General features: G+C 70.1%; 19 protein-coding genes and 2 pseudogenes. 5 read left to right on the forward strand and 16 right to left on the reverse strand.

Annotation, left to right across the window (positions count from 1 at the left end; translation table 11 throughout):
• Positions 1-77: 77 nt before the first annotated feature.
• From OHA19_RS11985 to OHA19_RS12020, 8 genes are all read right to left on the reverse strand, one after another.
• A complete protein-coding gene (locus OHA19_RS11985) occupies positions 78-1319 on the reverse strand; it encodes an extracellular solute-binding protein (RefSeq protein ID WP_405716814.1) in 1242 nt (413 codons plus the stop codon).
• Positions 1316-2323, reverse strand: coding sequence for a hypothetical protein (locus tag OHA19_RS11990; protein WP_405716813.1), 1008 nt, complete (start codon positions 2321-2323; stop codon positions 1316-1318). Before OHA19_RS11990 ends, OHA19_RS11985 begins: the two co-directional genes overlap by 4 nt.
• Complete coding sequence (locus OHA19_RS11995; protein WP_405750184.1) at positions 2320-3729, reverse strand: hypothetical protein; 1410 nt, start codon at positions 3727-3729, stop codon at positions 2320-2322. Before OHA19_RS11995 ends, OHA19_RS11990 begins: the two co-directional genes overlap by 4 nt.
• Complete coding sequence (locus OHA19_RS12000) at positions 3730-6075, reverse strand: tetratricopeptide repeat protein (RefSeq protein WP_405750187.1); 2346 nt, start codon at positions 6073-6075, stop codon at positions 3730-3732.
• Entirely contained in the window at positions 6072-7454 is a 1383-nt protein-coding gene (locus OHA19_RS12005; protein WP_405716810.1) for a trypsin-like peptidase domain-containing protein, read from the reverse strand. Before OHA19_RS12005 ends, OHA19_RS12000 begins: the two co-directional genes overlap by 4 nt.
• A 161-nt stretch (positions 7455-7615) precedes the next feature.
• Positions 7616-11491 carry an endo-alpha-N-acetylgalactosaminidase family protein gene (locus OHA19_RS12010; protein ID WP_405750190.1) on the reverse strand — a complete coding sequence of 1292 codons (3876 nt, stop codon included), beginning with the start codon at positions 11489-11491 and terminating at the stop codon, positions 7616-7618.
• A 183-nt stretch (positions 11492-11674) separates the two neighbouring features.
• A complete protein-coding gene (locus tag OHA19_RS12015) occupies positions 11675-13228 on the reverse strand; it encodes an SDR family oxidoreductase (RefSeq protein WP_405716808.1) in 1554 nt (517 codons plus the stop codon).
• A gap of 145 nt (positions 13229-13373) precedes the next feature.
• On the reverse strand, positions 13374-13838 hold the full coding sequence (locus tag OHA19_RS12020; RefSeq protein ID WP_405716807.1) for a hypothetical protein: 465 nt from the start codon (positions 13836-13838) through the stop codon (positions 13374-13376).
• A 114-nt stretch (positions 13839-13952) separates the two neighbouring features.
• Between OHA19_RS12020 and sigJ the strand changes: the two genes are divergently transcribed.
• Positions 13953-14906, forward strand: coding sequence for an RNA polymerase sigma factor SigJ (gene sigJ, locus OHA19_RS12025; protein ID WP_405750192.1), 954 nt, complete (start codon positions 13953-13955; stop codon positions 14904-14906).
• On the opposite strand, the gene OHA19_RS12030 is transcribed toward sigJ, so the two are convergent.
• Positions 14887-15759 (reverse strand): MBL fold metallo-hydrolase, encoded by an 873-nt coding sequence (locus tag OHA19_RS12030; RefSeq protein WP_405750194.1) that lies wholly within the window; start codon positions 15757-15759, stop codon positions 14887-14889. The two genes, sigJ and OHA19_RS12030, sit on opposite strands and share 20 nt — an antisense overlap.
• A 98-nt stretch (positions 15760-15857) precedes the next feature.
• Positions 15858-16262, reverse strand: a pseudogene (locus OHA19_RS12035) (ATP-binding protein); the annotation flags it as partial.
• 111 nt (positions 16263-16373) lie between these two features.
• On the opposite strand from OHA19_RS12035, the pseudogene OHA19_RS12040 reads away from it, so the two are divergent.
• The 3 genes and pseudogenes from OHA19_RS12040 to OHA19_RS12050 all read left to right on the forward strand — a co-directional run bounded on the left by OHA19_RS12040 (position 16374) and on the right by OHA19_RS12050 (position 18827).
• Positions 16374-17194: pseudogene (locus OHA19_RS12040) on the forward strand (helix-turn-helix domain-containing protein).
• Complete coding sequence (locus OHA19_RS12045) at positions 17191-17439, forward strand: DUF397 domain-containing protein (protein WP_405716804.1); 249 nt, start codon at positions 17191-17193, stop codon at positions 17437-17439. Before OHA19_RS12040 ends, OHA19_RS12045 begins: the two are co-directional and overlap by 4 nt.
• Before the next feature lie 173 nt (positions 17440-17612).
• Entirely contained in the window at positions 17613-18827 is a 1215-nt protein-coding gene (locus OHA19_RS12050) for a glycoside hydrolase family 64 protein (RefSeq protein ID WP_405721900.1), read from the forward strand.
• Positions 18828-18876: 49 nt separating this feature from the next.
• Here the strand turns inward: OHA19_RS12050 and OHA19_RS12055 are convergent, their stop codons facing one another.
• Together OHA19_RS12055 and OHA19_RS12060 are read right to left on the reverse strand one after the other, a co-directional pair.
• Positions 18877-19647 (reverse strand): hypothetical protein, encoded by a 771-nt coding sequence (locus tag OHA19_RS12055; protein ID WP_405750197.1) that lies wholly within the window; start codon positions 19645-19647, stop codon positions 18877-18879.
• On the reverse strand, positions 19631-20860 hold the full coding sequence (locus OHA19_RS12060; protein WP_405750199.1) for a hypothetical protein: 1230 nt from the start codon (positions 20858-20860) through the stop codon (positions 19631-19633). Before OHA19_RS12060 ends, OHA19_RS12055 begins: the two co-directional genes overlap by 17 nt.
• Before the next feature lie 367 nt (positions 20861-21227).
• Here OHA19_RS12060 and OHA19_RS12065 point away from each other — a divergent pair, with 367 nt between their 5' ends.
• Positions 21228-21515, forward strand: a complete 288-nt coding sequence (locus OHA19_RS12065; protein ID WP_405716801.1) for a DUF1905 domain-containing protein — start codon at positions 21228-21230, stop codon at positions 21513-21515.
• 50 nt (positions 21516-21565) lie between these two features.
• Here the strand turns inward: OHA19_RS12065 and OHA19_RS12070 are convergent, their stop codons facing one another.
• From OHA19_RS12070 to OHA19_RS12085, 4 genes are all read right to left on the reverse strand, one after another.
• The gene (locus tag OHA19_RS12070) at positions 21566-21811 is read right to left on the reverse strand and encodes a hypothetical protein (protein ID WP_405716800.1); all 246 of its coding nucleotides are present in this window, start codon (positions 21809-21811) and stop codon (positions 21566-21568) included.
• A complete protein-coding gene (locus OHA19_RS12075; RefSeq protein ID WP_405716799.1) occupies positions 21808-22761 on the reverse strand; it encodes a hypothetical protein in 954 nt (317 codons plus the stop codon). Before OHA19_RS12075 ends, OHA19_RS12070 begins: the two co-directional genes overlap by 4 nt.
• Positions 22762-22832: 71 nt before the next feature.
• The gene (locus tag OHA19_RS12080) at positions 22833-23309 is read right to left on the reverse strand and encodes a hypothetical protein (protein ID WP_405716798.1); all 477 of its coding nucleotides are present in this window, start codon (positions 23307-23309) and stop codon (positions 22833-22835) included.
• A 200-nt stretch (positions 23310-23509) separates the two neighbouring features.
• Complete coding sequence (locus OHA19_RS12085; RefSeq protein ID WP_405716797.1) at positions 23510-24034, reverse strand: hypothetical protein; 525 nt, start codon at positions 24032-24034, stop codon at positions 23510-23512.
• Between the last annotated feature and the right edge of the window lie 187 nt (positions 24035-24221).

Here is a 24221-nt window from a genome sequence, read left to right on the forward strand (position 1 = left end):
GCCCGACAGAAGCCGGACGGCGTGCAGGCGAAGTACCAGCCAGTACGGGTCGGTCTTTGTGCGAGTCCGACAAAAGCTCACTGTGGTCTGCTGCACACCCCCGTCAGCCTCGAGGTGTGGTCCGGTTGGGCCTCCTGGACCCGTTGGACGTCCCCGAGCCGCTCCCGCACCCGGGCGCCCGGGTGGGCCATGGTCAGCAGCACCGCCTCGTAGAAGGCGTCCCGCACGGCGGCGGGCATCACATCGGAGGCATCCAGACAGAGCGGCACCCGCTGGTCGGTGAGGCGGCCGCTGATCCGCTTCTCGACCGTCCCCTCCGGGGCGGGCACTTCGGAGTTCGGCGAGAATACCCCGGCCCGGCGGCCCCACTCCTGCTGGGCCCCGCGCGAGGTGAGCCGGGTGAGCAGATCGCGGGCCTGTGCGGAGTCGCCGAAGAGCGCGGCGAAGTCGGCGGACACCTCGCGGCCCTTGAGGCTCGGGCCCGAGGGCAGCAGCGGCGCGGAGTCCGTGAAGGCGGTCCGCCCGGCGCGGTCCCCGTAGAAGAACCGGGCGAAGGAGCCCTGATGCTCCAGGTCGCAGTCCTTGTCGGCGTCGAAGAGCAGTCCGTGCCCGCCGGGCTCGCCCCGGTGGTCGTCGAGCAGGGCGCCCTGGGAGGCTTCCTCGTCCTGGGCCAGCAGTCCGGCCCACAGGCTCCAGGCGTGGACCACCCGGGCGTCCGTCCATTCCAGGTCCCCGGTCGCCCAGCGCTCGTAGAGCACCGGGCCCGCCGTCTGCAGGATCAGGTCCTCGATCCAGTCGCTGCCCGGCCAGCCGGACGCGCCGTCGTCGCCCATGCCGATGCACCAGGAGTCGAGCGGCGCCGGGCGGGCGGGCGACGGGGCGTCCTTGCGGTACCAGACGATGCTCTTGAGGTCGGCCTTGAGCGGCACCCAGAGATCCGCCTCTATGCCCTTCGCCTCCGGCTGCCAGGGTCTGCCGTACTTCGCTGCCGCGCCCTTGCCGCCCAGCGGGCGCAGCCGTCCCTCCTCGGCGTACTCGACGAGGTCCCCGACGCCCGGCAGGATCGCGATGTCGGGCGGATTGCCCGCCTGCACGGCGGCGAGCAGGACCTCCCGGGTGGCGGCGGTGCCCTGGTAGGTGTACGGGGTGCCCAGGGTGTCCAGGACCGCCTTGAACTGCGCCTCCTGGCTGTCGGTCCACGGCCCGAGGATCGTCACCTTCGGCTGTTCGTCGCTGCCGCCGGGTGCGGCGAGTCCGCAGCCCGCCGCGGCCAGCGCCAGGATCAGCAGGAGCAGGAGGGCTCGGGCGTGCGCCGTCATCCGGCCCTCCAGTAGTCGGCGTTCAGCTGCCGGCCGATGCCGACGGCGGGCAGCAGTACGACCAGGGCGCCGGCCGCGAGCGCCCCGTAGTAGATGCCGCTCTGCCAGCCCCGGGCGGCCAGTCCGGCGCGCACCTCGGTCGCGGTGTCGGTGACGGCCTGCTGGGATCCGGCCAGGTCGGAGCGGTCCCGGGCCTGTCGTTCCACCTGGACCAGCCCGTCGCGGGCCTCGGCCAGCCGGTCCTGGGTGATGCTCGTCGCGATCAGCGGGCCCGTCGCCAGGAAGACGACGGCCAGCAGCGAGCCCAGCAGGCAGAGATCGAGGCTGTGCCCGCAGCGGGTGCGCAGTGTCCACAGCGCGGAGAGGGTGATCAGGACCATGGCCAGCAGACCGAGTTCGGCGACCGCCCAGCCGGACCACCGCAGGGGGCTCATCGAGGTGAGCGTGCCGACCCTGGCCATCTGGTGTTCCTGGAGGACGTCCAGACGCGGCACCACACCGGTGCCCTCGCGGGTGAGGAGGGTCTCCGCCTCGTCGAACTTCTCCTGCTGCATCGGCTTGTCCCGCACGTACTTCACCGCGCCGGGGGTGATGGAGCTGCTGTACGAGGTGAGCAGACCGTTCACGGTCTCCAGCACCCCGCGGCCACGGTCCCCGTCGATCTGCACGTCGGAGAGGCGGGAGAGGCCCTGGTCGGCGGCGGCGAGCTGGTTCTCGTACCGCGCACCGGCGCCGACCACATCGGCGATGTGGCTGCGCACGGATGCCTCGGCCTCCTTGTGGGCGCGCAGCAGGGCGAGCTGGGTGGCGGCCACGCCCTGCACGGCCGGGGCGCCGCGGGTGCGCATCTCGCCCGCCGAGATCTGGACCTCGCGGTACGAGACGAGCAGGGCGCTCATCGAGACCAGGGCGGCCACCAGCATCGCGGCCAGGTGCCGCTCCAGCAGCCGCCGGGTCCGCGAGCGGTAGGCGTTCGCGCGCGGGCGGAACGGTCCGGGGCTCACAGCTGCCTCCCGCAGTCGATGCAGAACACGGCCGCGGGTCCGGCCGGGTGGTCGCAGTACGGGCAGCGGGTCTCCGGCCCGGGTGCCGGGGATCCGGGCAGTTCCACGGGGTGTCCGGAGGTGATGCTCAGCATCCCCTGACGGACGGCGCCCGGGTCCACGGTGGGGCCGATCCGGACCCGTCCCAGCGGGCCGTCCACGATGCGGGCGACCTTGCGGACCTCGTCCAGGACCCAGTCGGCGGCGATCTCGGTGGCGAGCCGGACGGCGAGCCCGAGCTCCGCCTCGGCCCGGTCGCGGCTCGCCAGGTCGAGGGCGGCGTACCCGTGGTTGAGGGCGGTCCGCATCTGCGTGGAGACGTTCATGGTGTGGATGTCGCGGCCCACGGCACCGGAGATGCGTGCGGTGGCCGCGGCGGTGCCCGAGGGCAGCCAGCGGACCACGACCGGCTCGGTGACACCGCCGACGGCGACCGCGGCGAGCTGGAGCGGCACGCCCAGCGGGTCGTTGCTCGCGTCGGCCCCGAGGGTGAGGAGGTAGTCGCGGGACTCCGGTTGCCACTGGTGGGTGCGGAACTCCAGCCGGTGCGGATCGTCCCGGGCCCGGTCCGGCTCCAGCCGCTGCTGGTGCGGCGCGGTCTCGGTCAGGGTCACTTCCCGCACCGCCGGGCGCACGGTCACCTCGATGGCGAGCTCGGGGCTGCGGACCCGGCGCAGCCTGCCCAGGGCGGCGGCGACGGCGGGGGCGAAGGCGTCGGGCGATGACGCCGCGGTACCGTGCAGCCGTTCCGCGACGGCGAGCAGCGGGGCCGGGTCCCAGCCCGCTCCCGGTGCGATGACATCGGCGGTGAACTCACCCTCGCAGTCGGCGAGTTCGATGCTCAGGGCACCGTCCGGGCGGGCCGCGTCGTCCCCGTCGCCCCGGCTGCCGCCGTCGGTGACGAGCACCAGGTGCCGTACGGGAAGGGGGCGTTCGGCGAAGAGTTCGCGCGCCCTGGCCAGCCAGGTGGTGTATCCGGCCGGTTCCCGCCCCTCGGCGGATGCCGTGATCCGTCCGACGCTGAAGGCGGCTCGGCGCCGGTCGTCGGGGCCGGCCAGCGCCCACCGGCCGCGCAGCGGGTAGCACTGCTCGGCGCCGCCGCCCAGCACGGTGTACGAGATTCCGTCGGGCAGCGCGCCCACCGCCTCCGTCAGCGCGGCGACGGCCGCGTCACGGCGCCCTGCGGCCACGTCCACCGCGATGACCAGCGCGATGTCGACGGCGGGTACCCGGTCGCGCGGTCCGGCGGCGACCGCCCGGACCCGCACATGGGCGTCGATCCGGGCGTCCTGGTCCGGTCGCTGCTTCTTCGCGACCTGGACGGTGAGGCTGATCCCGAGTCCGGGCGACGTGGCGGAACGGCCCATTCAACTGCCTCCAGGGGTACGGCGTCGGGGCGGGAACCAGAAGCGGGTCTGCGGGCGGACGGCGTGCGAGAGGTCGATGAGCTTCTCGTGATCGGCGGTGTCCCGGCACTGCCGGGCCATCCAGCGGTAGCAGCGCGCCAGGTCCTCCCGTACGGCCTGTTCCCCGGGCACCGGTGGCGGTGGCAGTCCCCGCCGCCACCAGCGGCCGTCGTGGCTCGGGGTGCCGGCCGCGGCCCGGACCGCGTCGAGCTTCCACTCGTACAGTTCGGTGCGCAGCAGCCGGGCCGATTCGTCGCCCGTCACCACGGACGCCGGGTGCGGCCCGGGGCCGCCTTCGCGCAGGGGGACCGAGGCGAGCACGGCGTCGATCCGCCGCGTCCCGGGCAGCGGCCGCCCGCCCGCCGCGAGCCGGGCCGCCCGGATGCGCAGCGCGGCGATCCGGGCGACGGCGTGGTCCCGCGACTCGTCCGGCACCAGGTCCAGGACCTCGGCCGCGGCGTCCCGGTCGCCGCGCCCCAGGGCCAGCCTGGCCAGGCCCAGCGCGGCGCCGACGTGGGAGGGGTTGCGGGCGTGCACGGCCCGGAAGAGTTCGTACGCCGAGGGGATCGGACCGGCCGGGTGGTCCGGGCCCAGCTGTTCGGCGACGTAGGCCAGGGCCAGCTTCGCGGCGTACTCGCCGGGCAGCGCGCGGTGGACAGCGGCGAAGTGCTCCACGGCGGCCTCCAGCAGCTGCCGCCGGTCGTCCAGGACCTCCGCGCTGCGCAGCGCTACGAGCCCCCAGTGCCAGCTGAGCCGCCACTGCCGCACCGGGCCGGGGCCGGGGATGGCGTTCGCCGCCGCCACCTGTTCGCGCGCCCGGGCCAGTGCTTCGCCGCCCTCCCGGCCGAGCAGCAGCCGGGCGTTGTGCAGGCAGATCTCCACCGACCGTTCGCCCTCGGCGGGCTGGGCCAGCAGCCGGCCGGGGTCGTAGCTGCTCACCAGGAACCGGGCGGCCTCCGGGTCCCCCGGGTAGGGCCTGGGCACGGGCAGCCGGCGGGCGATCTCGGTGGGGGTGGGGAGCCCGGAGTCCAGGGCGGGCGCCTCGGGCGTCCGGTCGCGGCGGTGCGGGGTGCGGTCCAGCCAGTGCGCGTAGTCGGGTACGGAGCCCAGTCGCCCGCCGAGCAGTTCGGCGGAGGGGGTGAAGTAGGCGGAGGGTTCGGTCCGGTCCCGTTTGCCGCGCAGCGCCCGGATCTCGCGCAGCACTCCGCGCAACTGGCCCGCCATCTCCTCGGCGTCGGCGAACCGGCGTTCGGGGTCCCGGTCGGTCGCCCGCTCCACGACCAGCCGGAAGGAGCTGATGCCGAGGCCGGGCACGTCGTCGCCGACCGCCCAGCCCGCCAGTTCGGCCAGTGTCGCGCCGACGGTGTGGATGTCGTGGGCGACGGTCAGCGGGCTGCCGCTGACCATTTCGGGCGCGGCGTACCTGGGGGTGATGACGGGCGGTGGCTCGGTGGACCCCTGCTTGCGGACCCCGCCGAGGTCGATGACCTTCACGCCGTCGTGCTGGTGGACGACGTTGGACGGCTTCATGTCCCCGTACAGGAATCCCATGCCGTGCAGATGGGCGAGGGCTTCGAGGATCTGGCAGCCGTAGGTGATGACGTGTTCGATGTCGAGGACGAAGTTGCCCTGCCGGGTCGCCTCGACGACGGCGGAGAGGGTGCGGTCGCCGACGTCCTGCATCACGATGTAGCCGCCGGAGACGGTGCCGTCCGCGCCGGCGGTGCTGACGAAGTCCCGGATCTGGACGATGCGTTCATGGCGGATGGCGACGAGGCTGCGGCGCTCCTCGGCGGCCTGGGCGGCGCCGCGTTCCGCGTACCGGTTCAGCATCCCCTTCACGGCGACGAGGTCTTCCAGGTGGGTGTCGCGGGCGAGGTAGACCCAGCCCTGGCCGCCGTGGGCGATGGGGCCGAGGATGCGGTACTGGTCCTGGAGCAGCGGCCCGTCCCGGTCCAGTTCGGGGCGGTAGGAGTAGGGGGCGCCGCACCTGGGGCAGTGGCCCTCGTCGGGCGGCGGGGCGGCGGTGTACGGGGCGACGAAGTAGGTGGCGCAGGACTTGGACGAGCAGCTCATCCGGACGTGTGCCCGGGTCACGGCGGCGCTCAGCCGCTGGTCGGGGGTGCTCGGGTCGAGCGGTGGCAGTTCCAGCAGCTGCCGGGGGCCACATCGGTCGGGGGCGGTGGGCAGCGGCGGGAGTCCCGGGCCGTCCTCGGAGCGGCCGCAGGTGTCGCAGTAGCCGGTGGACCGCACGGTGCCGTCGCAGGGGGCTCCGGTGAACCGGCGGTGCGGGCAGGGAATCCTCATCGGCGGCCGGCCGGGCCGTGCTCGTCGCGCGGTCCGGACAGGCCGGCCCGGCCGTGCCGCTCCAGCTCCGCCCGGAGTTCACGCAGCAGGGCGCGCAGGGCGGTGAGCCGTTCGCGCGGGTCGTCGACGGTGCGCAGCCGCGCCAGCCGCTGTCGGTGGCGGGCCGCCTCGGTGCGCGGCAGGGGGCCCAGGGAGGCCGATTCCACCAGGCCGTACAGCCCGGCCCATTCCTTCTCGATGTCCTCGACGCGGCGGACCAGTTCGGCGGCCCGCTCACCGAGGGCCGGTAACAGCAACTGCCGTACGACCTCGTCCACTTCGTCGCCGCCGCTGTCCCGGACGATGACGAGCAGCCGGAAGCCGAGGGTCCGCACCCGGGCTAGCAGCGGCACCAGCCGGTGCGGCCGCCGGTCCTCGTCGAGTCCGACCACGGCGAGGGTGGGTCCCGCGCTCCCCGGGTCCCCGTCCGCCGCCCGCTCGGGCGGGGTGCCGCCCGCGAGCAGCCAGTCGCGGTACGCCCGGGCCTGGTGGCGGGGCGGCCGCAGCCTGGTCACCAGCTCGTCGACGAAGTCCTCGGGGACGGTGCGGCCACCCCGGTAGACGAGATGGGCGCGGTGCAGATGGTGTCTGAGGGTGCGGTCGCGGCCGCCGCCGTGCGGTACGACGCTGAAGCGCACCGCGGGTTCGTCGCCCCCGGCGAACCATCTCCGCAGCCGCCGGTCCAGGCCGTGGTCCCAGCCGTCGGGGCCACTCAACTCGGCGATCAGGGGTACGAGTTCGGCGATCCGGTCGATCGGGATCATGTACGAGAACGCCAGGTCGTTGTCGGCGGGCAGCGCCAGATCGAGATCGCCGCGCCAGCTGACGACCATCCCGACGACCCGCTCGGGCGATCCGGCCGGTCCGCCGCGCGTCTGCACGGCGGCGCCGCTGAATCCGGGTTTCACCACTTGTTCGTTGCGTCCGGCGTCGAGCTGGATCCAGGCGCCGTGCACTCCGCTGATCCGCCCGGTCAGCCACATCCCGTCGGCGAAGGACCGCGCGTACCCGCCGATCCACACCTCGCCGCCGCGCTCCAGGCGCCGTTCGAGCGTCGCGGGGGTGGCGTGCGGGCGCGGGCTGTCCAGGGCGAGTACGGCGATGTCCTCGCGGGTCGCGCCGAGACCGGGCAGCCAGCCGCCCTCGGCGACGCGGGCCCCGACCGGGGCGATGGCGGGGTTCTCGGCGAATTCCACCCAGATCCGGGCGTCCGGCTCGCCCACGACGTGCGCGCAGGTGAGTGCCCGGTCCTGGGTCAGCAGCACACCGGCACCGCAGACCGGTCCGTTCGCGTCGCCCTGCCGTAATCGGATCCGCCAGTCCGCCCTCAACTCCCCCATGCCGCAAGAGAATACGCGCGTAGCGGGGGCCGCTCCCAGACCTTGGACACACTCCGGTCACTCGATGTCCACCGGATGTCACGGAGCGGGAAGACCGCGACCGCGTGCGTGATGCGGGACGGGTGCGCCCACCAGGCGCACCAGTCCCGCACCGGAGCGCGTCAGCCGCCGCAGTGGAAGCGGGCGTCGCCCCAGTCCGCGTGGTCGTTGCCGTTGCCGTCGCCGCCGTCACCGACGACCAGTTCGACGTACTTGGCCCCGGTGACGTCAGCCGTCAGCGACCAGGCGCTGTCGGCCGCCTTCAGCACGGGCGACTTCACCTTCTCGGTGCCGTCGGCCGTGACGGAGAACTGCACGCTGCCGGCGGCCTTCTGCACGTCGTCCACGCCGACCTCGGCGGTGAACGAGGTGCACTTCCCGCCCAGGTAGTAGCGGATCTTCGCCGGTGCGTGGCTGCCGAGGCCCTTGGTGTAGACGGTGGAGCCGATGGTCAGCGGGGAGCCGTCACCGGTGCCGGTCTCACCGTTGGAGAGGTCCTTCTCCAACGGGCCCCAGCCGTTCTCGGAGGCCGTCCAGTCCAGGTCGCTGGCCCAGCTGTCGGTGGTGGGCGGCGGCGGCAGGGTCCGTACGGAGGTCTGCGCGCCGAGCGTGCGCTGCGCTCCGCCGACCGTGTACTCCGCCTCGGAACTCAGGCCGTACACCTGGTACTCGGCGTCGACCGGCGGGGTGACCCGCCAGCTGCCGGTGACCCCGGCGCCCGCCGCGACCGAGTCGAAGGCGACGGCGCCGGTGGGCTCCGCCTGCCAGCCCTCGGGTACGGACAGGCTCAGTGCGACACCGGTCGCCGCCGTCGCCTCGTAGTTGGTGAACGAGACCTTGACGGTGTTGGCGGTGCCCGGCTCCAGGGTCTCGGCGGCCGGCTCGACGCCGAGGGTGCCGCAGGCGGCCTGCTCGGATTCGGGGGCCGGGCCGAGGTCGGTCACGGTGAACGAGTCGAGCACGAAGTCGGCGCCGTCGGGGGCGTCACCGCGCTTGCGCAGCCCGGTCCAGGTGTCGCCGCAGCCCGCGGTGACGGTCTCGGCGAAGTGGCCGGTGGTGCGCTGCTGTCCGATGGCGGTGGTGCGGGTCTCGACCGAGTCGGGCTTGCCGTCGGCGGTGATCCGGTCGTAGCCGTCGACCCACTCGTAGGCACCGGCGTGGCTGGACTGGTAGTCGTACTCGACCTCGTAGCGGTGCCCGTCGGTCATCGGCACGGTCCACGGGGCGGTGCGGTAGACGAGTCCGGCGTTCTCCTCGTGGGACTTGAGGGACTCCTTGCCGCCGATCACATCGTCGATCAGCTTCCCGTTCCAGCCGGCCCGGGTGTACGGGGCGTGCAGCTGGGAGATGACGGTGCGGGGATCGGTGGAGCCGCCCGCGTCGCCCTTGAGGAAGGGGCCCCAGCCCTGGTCCACGGCCTCGAAGTCCTCGTAGGAGACGGTGTTCTTCTTCGTCGTCGGGGCATTGGCGACGATGCGTACGTCATCGGCCCGGACGTTCGCGGTGCTGCCCTCGGCCGCCTCGATGCGCAGGGTGGTGCTGCCGTTCGCGGGGGCGGTGAAGTTCACCTTGGCCCGCTGGAAGTACGTGCCGTGCCGCTCGGACGCGGCGACCTGGTCCTTGACGGTGGAGCGGTCCGCCGCCACGGACTTCCCGCCGATCGAGAGCGTGGTGTGCCGGGTCTTCCCGGGCTGGACCTCGATGAGCGCGGAGGCGGTGTAGCGCTTGCCGGGGGCGAGGCCGTCGATGCTCTGCGAGAGCGCGGCCGTACCGCTGCCGGAGAGCCGGGCGCTGTTGAGACCCTTGCCGTCGGTCTCCCGGGCGACGGTGCCGGTCTTCGACCAGGCGGTCAGCCCCGCGTCGTTGAAGCCCGGGTCGTCGACCGGGGTGCCCTCGCCCCACTTGGGGTCGGCGGCCTTCGGGGCCTGTTGCGGGTAGAGGACGTACGGCTGCCCCGCCTCGGCGGTCAGCGTGATCCTCCCGTCGACCGGCTTGACCGTGCCGGTCTTGACCCGGCCGTTGTCGGTGAGCTCGTAGACGGTGTACGTGCCGTTCGACGGCACCGCCCAGCTGCTCGTACCGCCGGACTTGCTGTAGTGGTACAGCTTCTTCCCGCCGTCCCACGGCAGCAGGTAGTCGGTGCCGCTGAGGACCTTGCGGCCGTGGTCGTAGAACGTCCTCTTGCCGTCCTCGACCGTGCCCCGGACACCGCCGGTGAGGGTGATGTCGTTGCCGTCCCAGCGGGTGATCTTCTGCTGCTGGAGGTATTTGGCGGGCAGGTTGCGCTGCCAGATGTTGTCGGTGAAGGCGTTCCAGTCGGTCTCGCCGGTCCAGCCCTCGAACTCCTCGATGGCGGTCTGGCCGAGGACCGGGTCGTTGTTCCAGACGTCCTTCTCGCCGTTGCGGATGAACCGGATGATCTTCGAGTTGAGGCCCTTGTTGGTGGCTCCGCCGTAGTCGAGGTCATTGGCCCAGTGCGACCAGAGCGAGCCGCGCTCGAACTTGTCGGCCCACTCGGTGGCGACGTTCCAGCCCTGCTGCTGCACTTCCTGGAGGGTCTTGTCGGGGATCCAGCCGTGCGTGTAGTAGACGTCGAAGTAGAGCAGGCTGAGGTTCTGGTCCGTCTCGTCGCGCAGCTGCTGTATCCGCCTGGCCAGGTCGCCGCTGTTCACGTCGCGGCGCTGGTCGATGTAGTAGCTCTGGCCGAGCCAGTTCCAGCCCGGCCTGGTCTTGTCGACGAGCTTCTCGTCGAAGGCGTTGGCCTCCGGGTACGCCTCGGTGTCGTTGATGTGGACGCCGAAGGTGGCACCCCACTTCTTCCCGTCCTTCAGGAGCTCGTTGAGGTCCTTCAGCCCGCCGGCGCGCTTGTTGTAGTTGCCGCCGTAGTCGGGGTGGGCGGAGTCGTGGCCCTCGGAGGCGAAGCCCTTGAGGATCGCGAGCTGCCCGAGGCCGTCGGTGGCGAGGGAGACCCGCTTGACGTCGTCGAGGGTGCGCAGGAAGGGGTGGGTGGCCTGGCTGGCGAAGTTGAACGGGATGTGGGTGACGACCCGGTCCGGGGTGTCCTTGCTGCCGGGCGCCACGACGCCGATGGAGCGGAACGCGACGGCGCCGTCCTGCCAGTCGACCGCCTTGTCACCGTTGGCGTCGGGGGTGACGACGACCTTCGCCCAGGGCAGGTTGTCCCCGCTCTCCGGCTTCGGCGCCCCGTCCCCGCGGTAGGTCCACTGCCCGGACCAGACGCCGACCCGGACGCTGCCGTCGTCGGCCTTGCGGGCCTGGTGCCAGAACCGGGCGTCGTCGCCGCCGGTGGCACCGGACGGCTTGTCGTAGGAGGAGTTGGACTCCACGGCCGCGGCCAGCGAACCGGTGTTGACGATCGCGTACGAAGCGCCCACCGGCGCCTTGTCGGCGGCGGTGTCCGCGGTGACCTTCGCGAAGACATCGGCGGTCTTCGTCGAGTCGTTGTCCAGCCGGGTGAAGGCGGTGGCCCCGCCGGTGTCGGTGGAGCCGACGGAGACCAGGTCGTGGCCGGGGATGTCGATGGTGCCGACGCGGAACGCCTCGGTGTCCCGGACGGCCGTCACCTTGAAGGTGGTGGCGCGTCCGGAGACGGAGAGCGAGGCGTCGATCTCGATGCCGGGCAGGTCGGTGAAGACCAGCTTGTAGCGGGCGGCCGAGGCGGTGACCACGGGGGCGCCCTTGAGCTTCACCGGGTGCGCGGTGCCGTTCAGGGTCACGGCGGTGACCGGCTGGGTACTGCCGAACAGCTGACTGCCGGTGGCCTTGTCGGTGTACGCAAGGACGCGCGGGAAGTCGTCGGCGACGGCGACCGAGAGCTGGGCGGATCCGATGACGGTGGCGCCCGCGGGTACGGCCGGCCCGACTGCGGCGGGTGCGGGAGAAGCGGCGGCGGTGGCGGGGAGCACGGTCCCCACCAGCGCCAGGACGGCGGCTGAGGCGGCGGCGACAGCGCCCGCCGAAGTGAATCTTCGCGACATGTGCTCTGAGTAGTCCCCGTGACCGGACACCGTCAACGACCTGCGACGACTCGGAGCGCTCCAGTCCAACAACCGCGTTGCGTAAGTCCAAGTGGACGGTGAGTGGCCTGCCGGATACGCGGGATCAGCCTCGGCGCCCGCCGTCACCGCCGCCGCCAGTGCCGCCAGGCCCTGTCGGCCGGCTCATCGCCGGGAGCTTCGGGCGCGCTCGCCGTGCGACGAGGCTCCGTGCGCGCTCATGCCCTTGGCGGCGGCTTGGGTGATGTTGCGGGCCATGCCACCGAAGACCACGAAATGGAAAGGGGAAACGGACCACCAGTAGGCGTGGCCCAGCAGACCGCGGGGGTGGAACAACGCTCGTTGCCGGTAGCGGGTACGGCCCTCGGAGTCCGTCTCGGCGTACATTTCCAGCCATGCCAGGCCCGGCAGCCGCATCTCCGCGCGCAGCCGCAGCAGCCGTCCGGGCTCGATCTCCTCGACCCGCCAGAAGTCCAGTGAGTCCCCGACCCGCAGGTGCTCGGCGTCGCGCCGTCCGCGGCGGAGTCCGACGCCGCCGACGAAACGATCCAGCCACCCCCTGACCGCCCAGGCCAGCGGAAAGGAGTACCAGCCGTTGTCGCCGCCGATCCCCTCGATCACCTTCCACAGGGCCGTTCGGGACGCGTCGACCGACAGCTGCCGTTCGTCCTGGTAGAGGCTGCCTCCGGCCCAGTCCGGGTCCGTGGGCAACGGATCGCTGGGCATCCCCGGTACGGCGGCGGACGACCAGCGGGTGGCGACCCGGGCCTCACGCACCCGCCGCAGTGCCAGGGCCAATGCCTCGTCGAACGGCAGCGGCAGGCCCGGAGGGTCGGGCACGTACCGGGCGATGTCGTGCTCCTGGCAGACGACCTCGTGACGCAGCGATTCCGTCAGCGGGCGGGCCAGGGAGGCGGGCACCGGGGTGACGAGGCCGACCCAGTGGCTGGACAGCCTCGGCGTGAGCACCGGAACGGGCACGATGAGCCGCCTGCGCAGTCCGGCGACGACGGCGTAACGGCACATCATCTCCCGGTACGTGAGGACATCGGGCCCGCCGATGTCGAACGCCCGGTCGACGTCGTCGGGCATGGTGGCCGAGCCGACGAGATAGCGCAGGACATCGCGTACCCCGATGGGCTGGGTCCGGGTGTGCACCCAGCTGGGGGTGACCATGACCGGCAGCCGCTCGGTCAGATAGCGCAGCATCTCGAAGGAGGCCGACCCCGAGCCGATGACGACCGCTGCTCGCAGCACGGTGGCGGGCACCGGTGCGTCGAGGAAGATCCGTCCGACCTCGGCCCGGGAGCGCAGATGCGGGGAGAGCGACTTTTCGGGCACGTTCGGTGGAGTGAGCCCGCCCAGGTAGACGATCCGTCGCACGCCGGCGGAGTGCGCCTGTTCGGCGAAGACCCGGGCAGCACGGCGGTCGGTGTCCTCGAACGCCGAGCCGGTACCGAGGGCGTGCACCAGGTAGTACGCGACGTCGATCCCGCGCATGGCCGCGGCGACCGAGCCCGCGTCCGTCACGTCGCCCTGTACCGTCTCGACGTCACCCGCCCAGGGGTGGTCACGGAGTTTGTGGGGGGAGCGGGCCAGACAGCGCACCCGGTGGCCCGCTCGCAGCAGTTCCGGTACGAGACGCCCACCGATGTACCCGGACGCTCCGGTGACCAGGCAGTGCAACCCTGCCGTGTCCCTCCGCTCGTTCGTGCCCACGATCGTTCCTCCATGTGCTCGCTCCGGCCACCCCTCATGTCTCGCCACGATCATGGCCTCTGCGGCGTGACCGCGCCCGCCACGGCCGGCGGACTCGCACGTCATGGACCGCAATGCCGGAGGGCTGATCGCTGCGGAACGGGTACTAGCTCCTGTCCGGCCCCGATCCGCCGGACAGGCCCCGGCCGCGTGCCGCTCCCGCGCTGTGGTGGGCCAGCGCCAGAACGCTCAGGCCGAACATCAGGACGCCCAGCGGGACATGGACCGACGGGACGTGCGCGATGCCGAGCACGACCTGCGCCGAGGCGAGGACGAGGAAGCCGGACGCGTACCCGATGGGGCGGGGCGAGCCGCCGCCCGGCCGCCACGCCAGCACCGCGGCGAGCACGTACAGCATCGACGCCCCGTACATCACGCGCGCCCCGATGCCGTGCAGCAGCTCGCCGTGCGACGAGGACAGCAGCACACCGGCGCTGACCGCCTGGAGGAAGATGGTCAGGGTCTGCAGGGCGACCGATATCCGCAGGAATGCGGCGGCGCGCCCTGCCCCGGCCGTCGTTGTCGTCGCTGTTGTCCCGGTCGCCGTCGTTGTCGTCGTCCGCGTGGTCACGATGCCGTCCCCTTGTCCGCCCGGAAGCAGTGGATCGATAAGGTCTCACCAGCCCGACGACACAGGTCCGCGAAATGCAAGGCGAGAACGGCGACGGGCTCGGGGGGAGTGGTCATGGCCGGGGTTGCACCGCAGTGGAGCGCGGCGGAAGTCGCCGGTGAGCGACGCCAACTGATCAACATCGCCTACCGCTTGCTCGGTTCGCTGGCCGAGGCCGAGGACGCCGTGCAGGAGGCGTACGCCCGCTGGTACGCGCGGCCGCGGAGCCAACGGGAGGCCGTCGTGTCGCCCGGTGCCTGGCTGACGACGGTGACCGGGCGTATCTGCCTGGACGTGCTCGGCTCCGCGCGGGCCCGGCGCGAGCGCTACATCGGCGCCTGGCTGCCCGAGCCGCTGCCCGATCGCGGGGAGTGGGCCGGCGGGCGCGGCACCGACGCCGCCGACCCCGCCGACCTGATCACCCTGGACGAGTCGGTGACCATGGCCTTCCTCGTCGTCCTGGAATCGATGACGCCCGCCGAACGGGTCGCCTTCGTGCTGCACGACGTGTTCCGCTACTCCTTTCCCGAGATCGCCGGGATCGTCGGCCGCACCCCGGGGGCCTGCCGGGAGCTGGCGAGTTCGGCCCGGCGACGGGTGCGCGCCGAGCGCGCTCCGGCGGGCACGGCGGCGGCGCAGGCCGAGGTGGTGCGGCAGGTCAAGGAGGCGTGGGAGGCCAAGGACATCACGGCTCTCGCCGGCCTCCTCGACCCAGGCGCCGTGATGACCGCCGACGGCGGCGGCCTGGTCGGCACCGTGCTGCGCCCGGTCGAGGGCGGCGCGCTCATCGCCCAGTACATGATCGCGATCGCCGACAAGGCTCCGGGGCTGCGGCTCCTGGAGCGTACGGTGGCCGGTGCGCCCGGCCTGATCGCCCAGCACGCGGGCATCACGGCGACCGTGGCGGCGTTCGACTCCTCCGGTGGCCGCGCCACCCGGATCTGGGTGGTCCGCAACCCGGAGAAGCTACGCCTGTGGACGCCGGGTGAGCCCTCCGAAGAACCGCCTTTCACCAGCGCAGGGCCGTGAAGTCGATCGGCTGGGGGCGCAGCTCCGCCGAGCGTTCCGCGAGTGCGACCAGCCGCCGGGACATCTCGTCGGCGTCCAGCCGGCGCCGGTCACCGTGACCGGGCAGCACCCACTCGAACCGCAACTTGCCCGCCGTCCTCGCCAGGGAGGCGGCCAGCTCCTCGATCGAGTACCAGGTCACGCTCTCCACGACTTCGAGGTCCTCGGTCGTACGTGACCAGTAGAAGCTGTCGCCGCTGAAGCAGTACCGGTCGTCCGCGAGGTAGAGCACGCTGCCCCGGGTGTGGCCGGGCAGCGGATGGGCGGTGACGCCCTCGCCGATCTCCACCGGATCGAGCCCCCGGATCACCTGGTCCGCGTCCGGAACCGCGTCGAGGTCGCCCTCGTGGATCCACAGCCTGGCGCCGAAGTGGTCGGCGTAGCGGCGCCCGTGCGCGACGTGGTCGCGGTGGGTGAGCAGTACGTCGGTGACGGGCCCCGTGGCCGACACGTACCGCTCGGCGAGTCCGGGGCTCCAGCGCGGGGTGTCGATCATCATGACCGTGCCGGACGGCCTCCGCAGCAGATAGGAGTTGGCACCGGCGGTGTGCGTGGAGTTGTGCCCGCACACCAGCACCCCGTCGTCCAGCGCCATCGGGAACGGGTCGAGCGAGGGATCCGGCTGTCCGGACGCGGGCCGGATCGACCGGGTGTGGCAGGCGAAGACGGCGGCGTGTAAGCGCCGGTTCTCCGCGTCATCGCCCGGCTGCCGCAGAATCCGCGAGGTCCCTTCCTCCTCGATGATCAGCTCGGGCGCGAACTGTCGGGCGACGTCGCAGTTGGTGCAGCGATCGTCCACGTACCAGCCATCCACGGCAAGGCTCCTTCCACATCACCGGAAGCGACCCCGTCGAGGGCCGCCGCTCCAGGAATAGCCCACGCACCGCCCACCCCGGTAGACCCCACCGACGCCCCGAACTCGCACCACACCACCTTGCCGGGGCTCCGCTCCCCCACCCCCCACTTGTCCGCGAGCGCCGCCACCAGCCGCAGCCCACGACCCCCTTCCTCATCGGAATCCGCCCAGGAATCGGCGATCCGGACCTCCCCGTCACCGCTGTCGTGGACCTCGACGCGCAGGGTGCCGCCGTCCGGTTCCAGTTGGAGCCGGAGGCGAAACCCGCGACCGGGCGGGACGCCGTGCAGCAGGGCATTGGTGACGAGTTCGCTCACGCAGAGCAACACGTCGTCGATCCGGCCGTCGCACGCCCAGTCGACGAGGGCCTCACGCACGAACTGTCGTACGAGCGGCAAGGATCGGCGTTCCCGGCGGTGGAACACCTCGCGGATGTGGGGGAGTTGGGTTGTCTCGTTCACGCAGCCAACGTCACACATAGTCACTACGGTTGAGCAGCGCGTGGGGTCGTACAACGGAGATGTACGACCCCTGACGGGTCATCCAGGGTTCGCGACGGGGAGAGGCAGTCCATGCAACCGGCAAAGAAGAAGAGCAAGCGGATCATTTCCTGGCACCTGATCGGCGCCCAGCTGGCGACTTCCCGCAAGGCGGCCCGACTGACACAGGCGGCGCCGGCCGAGCGGTGCTCGGTGGGCGACGACACGATCTCGTCGATCGAGCAGGGGCGCAGGTGCAATGGGACTTCGCCGTCAAGCTGGACGAACTGCTGGACACCAAGGGTGCGTTGCAGGTCGCGGTGGAGAAGGTGCCGAAGAAGGAGCGCTTCCCGGCGTTCGTACAGGACTTCGTGGACTACGAGCAGGAGGCGGTAACACTGCTCTGGTACGAGAACCAGGTGGTGCCGGGGCTGCTCCAGACCGAGGAGTACGCCCGGTTCGTCTTCTCGTGCCTCTACCCACCTCTGGAGGAGGACGAACAGGAGGAGTGGGTGGCAGGCCGACTCGACCGACAGAAGCTCCTCGCCCGCAAACCCCGCCCCATGCTCCACTTCCTGCTGGAGGAGAGCATTCTGCGCAGCCAGATCGGCGACCCGACCATGCTGCGGGAGCAGATCCGCCATCTTCGTCAGTGCATGGAACTCCCGTTCCTGGGAATCCAGATCATGCCGATGAAACTCCCGAAGCATGCCGGGCTGGCGGGGCCAATGGTGCTGCTGGAGATGCCCGACCACGACCACCTCGTCTATGTGGAGGGACAGCTGACCAGCTACCTGCACGAGGACCCTGATGACGTCAGTGTGCTCCAGCAGAAATATGGGATGCGGCGTTCGCAGGCGCTCTCCGTCGAGGCGAGCGCACGCCTACTGGACGAAATGCTTGGAGAGACATGACCCACGCACGCACCGCCGCCCTTGCCTGGTTCAAGTCCAGCTACAGCAGCGACCAGGGCGGCGCCTGCATCGAAGTCGCCTACGACTGGCACAAGTCGAGCTACAGCAGCGGCCAGGGCGGCGACTGCGTAGAGGTGGCCGCCCACCCCGCCGCCGTCCACATCCGAGACTCCAAGGTGACCGACGGCCCCGTCCTCACCGTTCCCCCCGCCGCCTGGACCGCGTTCCTGAACGCCACGGTCTGATCGCGTTGCGGCCCGGTACGCCGGGCCGCAACCTCCCCCACACTACGTCGAGTTGTGAAGACTTCTCGTTTCTGAGAGCGCTCTCAGTCATAAGCCTTGACGGCTGATGCGGCCCTCACGAGAGTGGTTGACCCCCCACACACCTCGGGAGTCCTCTCGTGATCTCGCGCAGAATGTTCCTGACGGGCGGCGCCGCCGCCACCGCGACCGCCCTCACCTACCCCCTCTGGGGCAGCGCCCTCAGCCCGAACGCCTCCGCCGCCCCCGCAACCTGCGAACTGGCCCTGGAGAACCGTTCGTTGCCGGGCAGGATCAACGCTTATGTCACCGGCCACGAGCAGGGCACCGACCGCTGGGTGCTGCTGCGGGCCGACGGCAGTGTCTACCGACCCGACTCCCCCGCCGCCCCGCAGACCCCACTGCCCGTCGACTGCGCCATCCCGCTGAACGCGGCGGGCGGCGGACCGGTGGTGCTCACCCTCCCCCAGATGTACGGCGCCCGCGTCTACTTCGTACGCGACGACACGCTCACGTTCTATCTCAACCCCGGCCCCGCCCTGGTCGAGCCGGCGTTCGCAACGTCCACCGACGCCAACTACGGCCGCACCTGGTCGTTCTGCGAGTTCACCTTCAACCCGCAGCAGCTGTACGCGAACATCAGCTACGTCGACCTGGTCACCGCGCTGCCGATCGGCCTGACCCTGGCCGGCGACGCGACGCACACCGTGGCGCCGCTCCCGGACGGCGCGGTGCAGCGGATCGCGGACGGCCTCACCGCCCAGGCCGCCGCCGACGGCCAGCCGTGGGACAAGCTGGTGATCCGCGGCGCGGACGGCAACGTACTGCGAGTGATCTCGCCACAGAACCTGATGGCACCGTTCTTCGACCGCCCGGACGAGATGCCGTTCCGGGACGTGTTCACTTCCTACATCGACCGGGTCTGGGAGAAGTACCGCTCCACCGACCTGCGGATCGATCTCCAGGGCGGCCGGGGCGTCCGGACCGGCCGGGTCAGCGGGGACGTCCTGACCTTCGAGGGCGGGCACAGCTTCACCAAGCCCGTCTCCAAGGACGTCTTCACCTGCAACCACGGCCCGTTCGCCAACAACCCGGGCGACCCGGACGACAAGAAGGCCCTCCTGGCCCGGCTGGCCTCCGGCTTCAACCGCTCCCTGATGCTCACCCACCCCGACCAGCCGAACGGCACCTCGGCCGCCGACTACTACCGGGACCCGGCCACCAACCACTGGTCCCGGGTCGTCCACGCCAACACCCCGATCGGCTACGCCTTCCCCTACGACGACGTCCGCCCCGACGGCGAACCCGACGTCTCGGGCGCCGCCAACGACGGCAACCCGCACCGCTTCACGGTGACCGTGGGAGCCTGACCCGGCGACTTCGGCCCGCACCGGGACGCGCCGGTGCGGGCCCTCAAGGTCAGACGGGCGGCATCAGATCGCTCTCGCTGATGGTGTACGTCAGCAAGGGGTAGCTGAAGTCCGTTTCATTGTTCTCACGGCGCCGTAGTTGGTAGAACTCGCGCTGCTGCTCATCGTCGGCCGACATGAGGCGCGCACCCTGCGGGAGGTGCGCTTGTCCGTCGCGAAACCGAACGAGGGTCTTTGACGTTCGATACGTTACGCCCAGCCATTGGTTTTCCGCCGCCTGGACGGGCGCGTCCAATACAATTTTGTGCTTGAGTCGCCGATTCGAGTCGACGGAAAACGCGACGATACTGTTGTGCGCGAGGGGGATCTCGAACTTCTCGCCACCGGACCCCTTTGATTCGAAGATCAGCTTCCTCGGCGGACCCGCTTCAGGATATTGGTAGCAGGAGAAGACGGCGATAAACGAATCGTTGGCCAGATCGAGGGCTTGATCGGAATGGCTGCCCATGGTTTTGTAAGCGTTCGTGTAGCTCTCGATGAGAGCGTTGTTGAAGCCGACCGAAAGCTCCGCACGCTCCTGGATCTGTCGCGCCAGCCTTTCGTGCACCGCCCGGAAACGCTGCGTCGGGCTGCCGTATCGAGTGGTCGTGCGCACTAGAGGCACGCCACCCGCCTCGTCGATCTTGGTGAGCACGGCGCCTCGCCGCCCTTTCCCTACGTCTTCCCAGCGAGCCGACGCGGACAGCTCCGCAAAGAGATTGTCCTCGGTCGGCAAAGCGCACGAGATGATCTCCACCGAGATCCTAGACCCGAGGGGCAACGTAGTCTCCCGTATTCATACTGAAGAGAAATTCGTCGCCGTAATCAATGAAGGACGAGGTCCTGTTCTCCTCAGCGTACAACCTGCGTAGATCGTCCATGCCGGCGGGCGTGGGTGGCTCCAGATTCACCAGATCTCCGGCCAATTTGAGGAACGTGTTGCCGTTCTTGTGAACGGCTTCGGCGTTCGAACAGCGCACCACATATCCCAAGCGGGTCGGGAGAAATTCGGCGTCCAACGCCGAGGGCCGGATTTCGTGCGTGTACAGGCGGTTGGTGGACAGCGGCATGAAGAACACGGAGCCGGGATAGAGAGTCACGGTGAACTGCGGAGGGAGCGCGACCCCGTCGTGTTCTTCGGTCGGCCCCTTGAGGCGGAAGTGGAGTCTGGTCAGCCCGCTGGCGCCCTTCACACCGTAGTCGAAGGCATCTTCAGCCAGGGGCCGCAGCTTTTCGAGCCGGTCATAGAAGGTACAGAAGGCCATGATGCCGTTGACGGGCATGTCCTTGGTCTTGTCGGCATGGGCCGAGATCTTGGCCTTGGACTGCTTGCGCTCCGCCGTGGCAAGGGTGTTGTGGTAGATCTGAGCAAGGACGTGATTCAGCGGTGCCTGGTTCCGGAAGACGGCGGCGGCCTCGCGGTTCAGGGCCTCGACGATATGCGTGTCGGTCGGGCGAAAGCTCTCGGTCGGCCCCGAGAGATTCGTGGAGCACCGGAGCAGGCGAAAATGCAGTTCGTCATCGTTTCGCGTGACGGGCGTCAGATAGATTCCGCTGCGATGGGCCGTTCCAGGCTTGGTGGACTCCGTCAGGGACTGGAACGCGTGCTCCTCACTGATGCGTCCGAAGTAATCGGCGTCGAGTCCGAAAAAGCGCCGGTAGTACACGCCGACGCCGTGTACGCCAATGGGGACTCGGCCGAGGTCGACGAGGGTCCAGGGTTTGTCGGCATCCTCGTGGTAGCCATGCGACAGCTCGCGGATAACGAATACCCGGGCAGCCGCATGCAGTTGGCGGCGACTGATCCCAGATATGTCGCCACACAGGTAGACGGTCTTCTGGGCGAGGTTGAGCGAACCAGAAGCAAGGTCCTCCGGCGTGATTACGGACCCGAAGAAGTCCCTGATCAGGTCACTATCTTGCAATGTCGAAGGCGCAACCAAGGTGTTGCTCGCATCCTCGATGCAGGCTTCTGTCAGCTCTGTTGTGTACATCAAACGGTACCTGTCGATCGCAGATCTTGATGAATTTTCAAATCCGTGGAAATGGCAACGGCCCGCAATCTTTCATTTGCGTTGCGAAGCGTAAACGAAAGGAGACGGACCGCTGAACCTTGATGCTCTCACGGGGCTCGACAGCGGACAACGGGTTCTGCTGTACGGGCGGTGTGCGGAACTGCTCGGCGAGGTTGTCGGCACTTGAGCTGCCGAACTTGAGCTACGGGGACCGGTCGTGGGTCCTCAACGAGCCGCAGAGTGCGGGAGTCGCCTCCCGCAGGCAGACGACCATCACCTCTCGTGCCGGGTGAACTCGCCTGTACGCTGCCGGGAATCCAGCCCTCTCGACGAACGGATCGACCTCGTGCACGTTGAATTCACCGGCCGCGTCATCGAGTGGCGGGGGCCGTCACCGTTCTACTTCGCCGCCGTGCCGGCCGAACAGGCCGCCGACATCCGCGAGGTGGCCGCGCTGGCCACGTACGGCTGGGGCGCGGTCCCCGTGGACGCGCGCATCGGCGAGACCACCTTCACCACGTCGCTCTTCCCGAAGGACGGCAGCTACCTGCTGCCGCTCAAGAACGCGGTCCGCAAGCCGCAGGGTCTCTCGGCAGGTGACGAGGTGACCGTGGTCGTGACCGTCCGCGTTTGACTTCCGCTCCCCGCCCTAAAGGACGGGGATTCCTGCCACGGTCGAGTAGCTCAGCGCTCCCGCGTGTACGTCACGATCCACGCGACGGTGAAAGCAACTGCGAGAACCCCCACGCCGAAGATGCCGGCGGCCTTCCAGATCCCCTCCCCGGCCACCGCGGCGCGCACCCCGCCGGCGAGCCCGCCGACGGCCATGCTGACGCCGAGGACGAACGACCGTGATCCCCGGGGGCTCAGCCAGTGCCACAGGTTCGGACGGCGGCGGCCGGGCGGCGGCGGGCCTGCGGAGTGCGTCACTGGTACCTCACCTTTCCTGGTTCTGCCGGTGCCACCACATCGGTGTCACTGAGCTCCTTCTTCGACGGGGTGTAGTAGAAGTCGACCCCCGTCGCCACCACGGCGACCGGAACACCGAATATCTTCCCCCCGAACTTACCGATCGTGTTGATGAACGTAGGGCGGTGGTGAACCCCCTTCACGTCGCTCAGGATCGATCCCTTCTCGAGATACCCGCTGGCCTTGCCGGCGGCGTACGCGGGCGAGCCGCCGATGAGTCCCTGCGCCGTGCCGTTCATGTCTCCGTGCAGGAATGACTCACCGGCGCCCATCCAGGACCGGTAACTGAGGAACTCGGCAATGGGCTTGACGGTGCCGCTGCCCCACTTCTTGGGAGGCTCGTACTCCGTCTTGTCCAGCTTGGTCCGCGCTTCCTGCACCATGCCCGTCTTGGCGTCCTTCAGCGAGCCGTAGTGCATGCTGCTGAACTCGTGCGGGTCCTTGGTGAGGTCCCTCAGTCCCCAGGCGCAGAGCGCGTCGGCGTCGACGGCGCGCTGGAGAATGGCCTCCAGTCGGTCGACGAGCGCGTCCACGTCGCCCTGGGCCGCGCTGGAGCCCTCCGGGTGCGTGATGACGCCGTCCGGGTCGATCTTGAGGCCGTGCGGCGGATTCTCGTAGATTGTCTGGAGGTCGGCCTTGGCTCTCGTCAACTCGCCGCAGGCGTCCTTGAGGATGTTGGTGATGCTCTCGGCCTGGGTCACCGCGTCCTGGAACTCGACCGCCGTCCGCGTGACGAACGGCTTGGTGACGGAGGCGTTCTCGCCCTTCCAGGCCGTCCCTTGCGCATAGGAACTCATGTCCCCCGCGTCCTTGGCGAGTTCCTTGAGTTTGTTGACCATGGCGGCCCAGTCATCGATCGCCGAATCGAGCGGCTTGGTCTTCAGGTTGAGAAGCTGCTGGAAAACCAGCACCGGACACCTCGCCTAGGTGGGAAAATGGGGCAATGGGGTGGAAGGCAGATGAACCGCCGGAGGAGGGCGGATCAGATGATGGGGCCCTCGGCCTTCGGGAGCGGGCGCTTGGTCTCCTCTTCGGGGACGTCGTAGTAGTCGGCGATCTTGGACGCGCCGACCTGGGCGGCGACCCACTCGTCGTCCTTCTTCTTCGACGCCTTCGAGAAGTCCAGGTGGTTGGAGATGTGCGCGCAGGAATCGACCAATGTCCCGACCTGCTTGCCCCACGCCTTGGACGCGGCGGTCAGCGCCTTGCCCATCTCGAACCCGTCCGACGACAGGCTCGTACCGGCGGCCTCGCTCGTGGTCCGGGCGTGCTTGCCGTCGGCCTTCAGGTTGTTGTGCAACTGGTAGGCGAAATGGCCGATCCTGCCCAGTTCGTCGTCGTGGATGACGAGGTCCCCGTCGGACGGTCCCGCGCCCGGCCCCTCCGTCGGCACACTGTTCAGCTGCATGCGGGCGGCGGCATCCGCCTTGAGGCCGGCCCACTCTTCTTCGAAGGACATGACCCCTCCTGGTGATCGTGCCGGCTGGCGCCGCTGACGTGCCAAATCCGGTCGTCGACCGATCCGGTGGCACGTCGCATCGGTCAGCTCGGGTCAGGAACTTGGCAGTTGACCATGCTAATCCGTCACGAAAAACAGCTCGGGGCGCCCCTGTCCGGCGGACAGGAACACCCCGATCGGGTCGCTGCGTGCGGCGGAGGTCAGCAGCCGCCGCAGTTGTAGTACGTCACGTCCCAGTGGTTGCCCTCGTCGGCGTAGATGTTGCCGGAGCCCGCCTTGTACTGAGGGGCGCCGTCACCACGCACACCGATGTAGGTGAAGACGTTGTGGACGTAGTTGGTGAGGCAGGTCGACTTGGCGAAGTCGAGCTTGTAGCCGTTCCAGTGCGAGTACGTACCGCCGGCGTGCCCGGTCTCGGTGCCGCCGGTGATGTTCAGCGCGCAGCCGGTGGCGCTCTTGAGGGTCTGGGCGCCCTGGGCGGTGGCCAGATTGAGCTGGTCGAACGAGGTGCAGGTGGCGACGTTGCGGTCGGAGCAGCCGCCGGAGGACGACCAGGTGACTCCGGAGGAGCTGAACCGGGCGGTGGCCTGGGCGTGCGTGAGCTTGGTGACGGCGTGGGCCTGGGTGGCGCCACCGCCGAGGACGCCGACGCCCGGGGCGAAGAGGACGCCGAGGACGAGGGCGAGTGCGGTCAGGACGGGGCGCAGTCTCATACGGGACACCATGGGGGGACTCCTCCTGCTCATGACAAGTAAGACAGGAAGATACTGCCCGAGTTCTACGCGCGTCCGCCAGAGGGGGGCGGCAATGGCGGGCAGTAATTGAGCCGATGTTCGGGCGGCGTTCACGACACCCGCCACGACATCCTTCGGAGTTAGATGTTGAATGTTGAACTAGATCGCGCTACAGTCA

The sequence above is a fragment of the Streptomyces sp. NBC_00012 genome (genome assembly GCF_045040875.1).
In the GTDB taxonomy this organism is placed as follows: Bacteria; Actinomycetota; Actinomycetes; order Streptomycetales; family Streptomycetaceae; genus Streptomyces.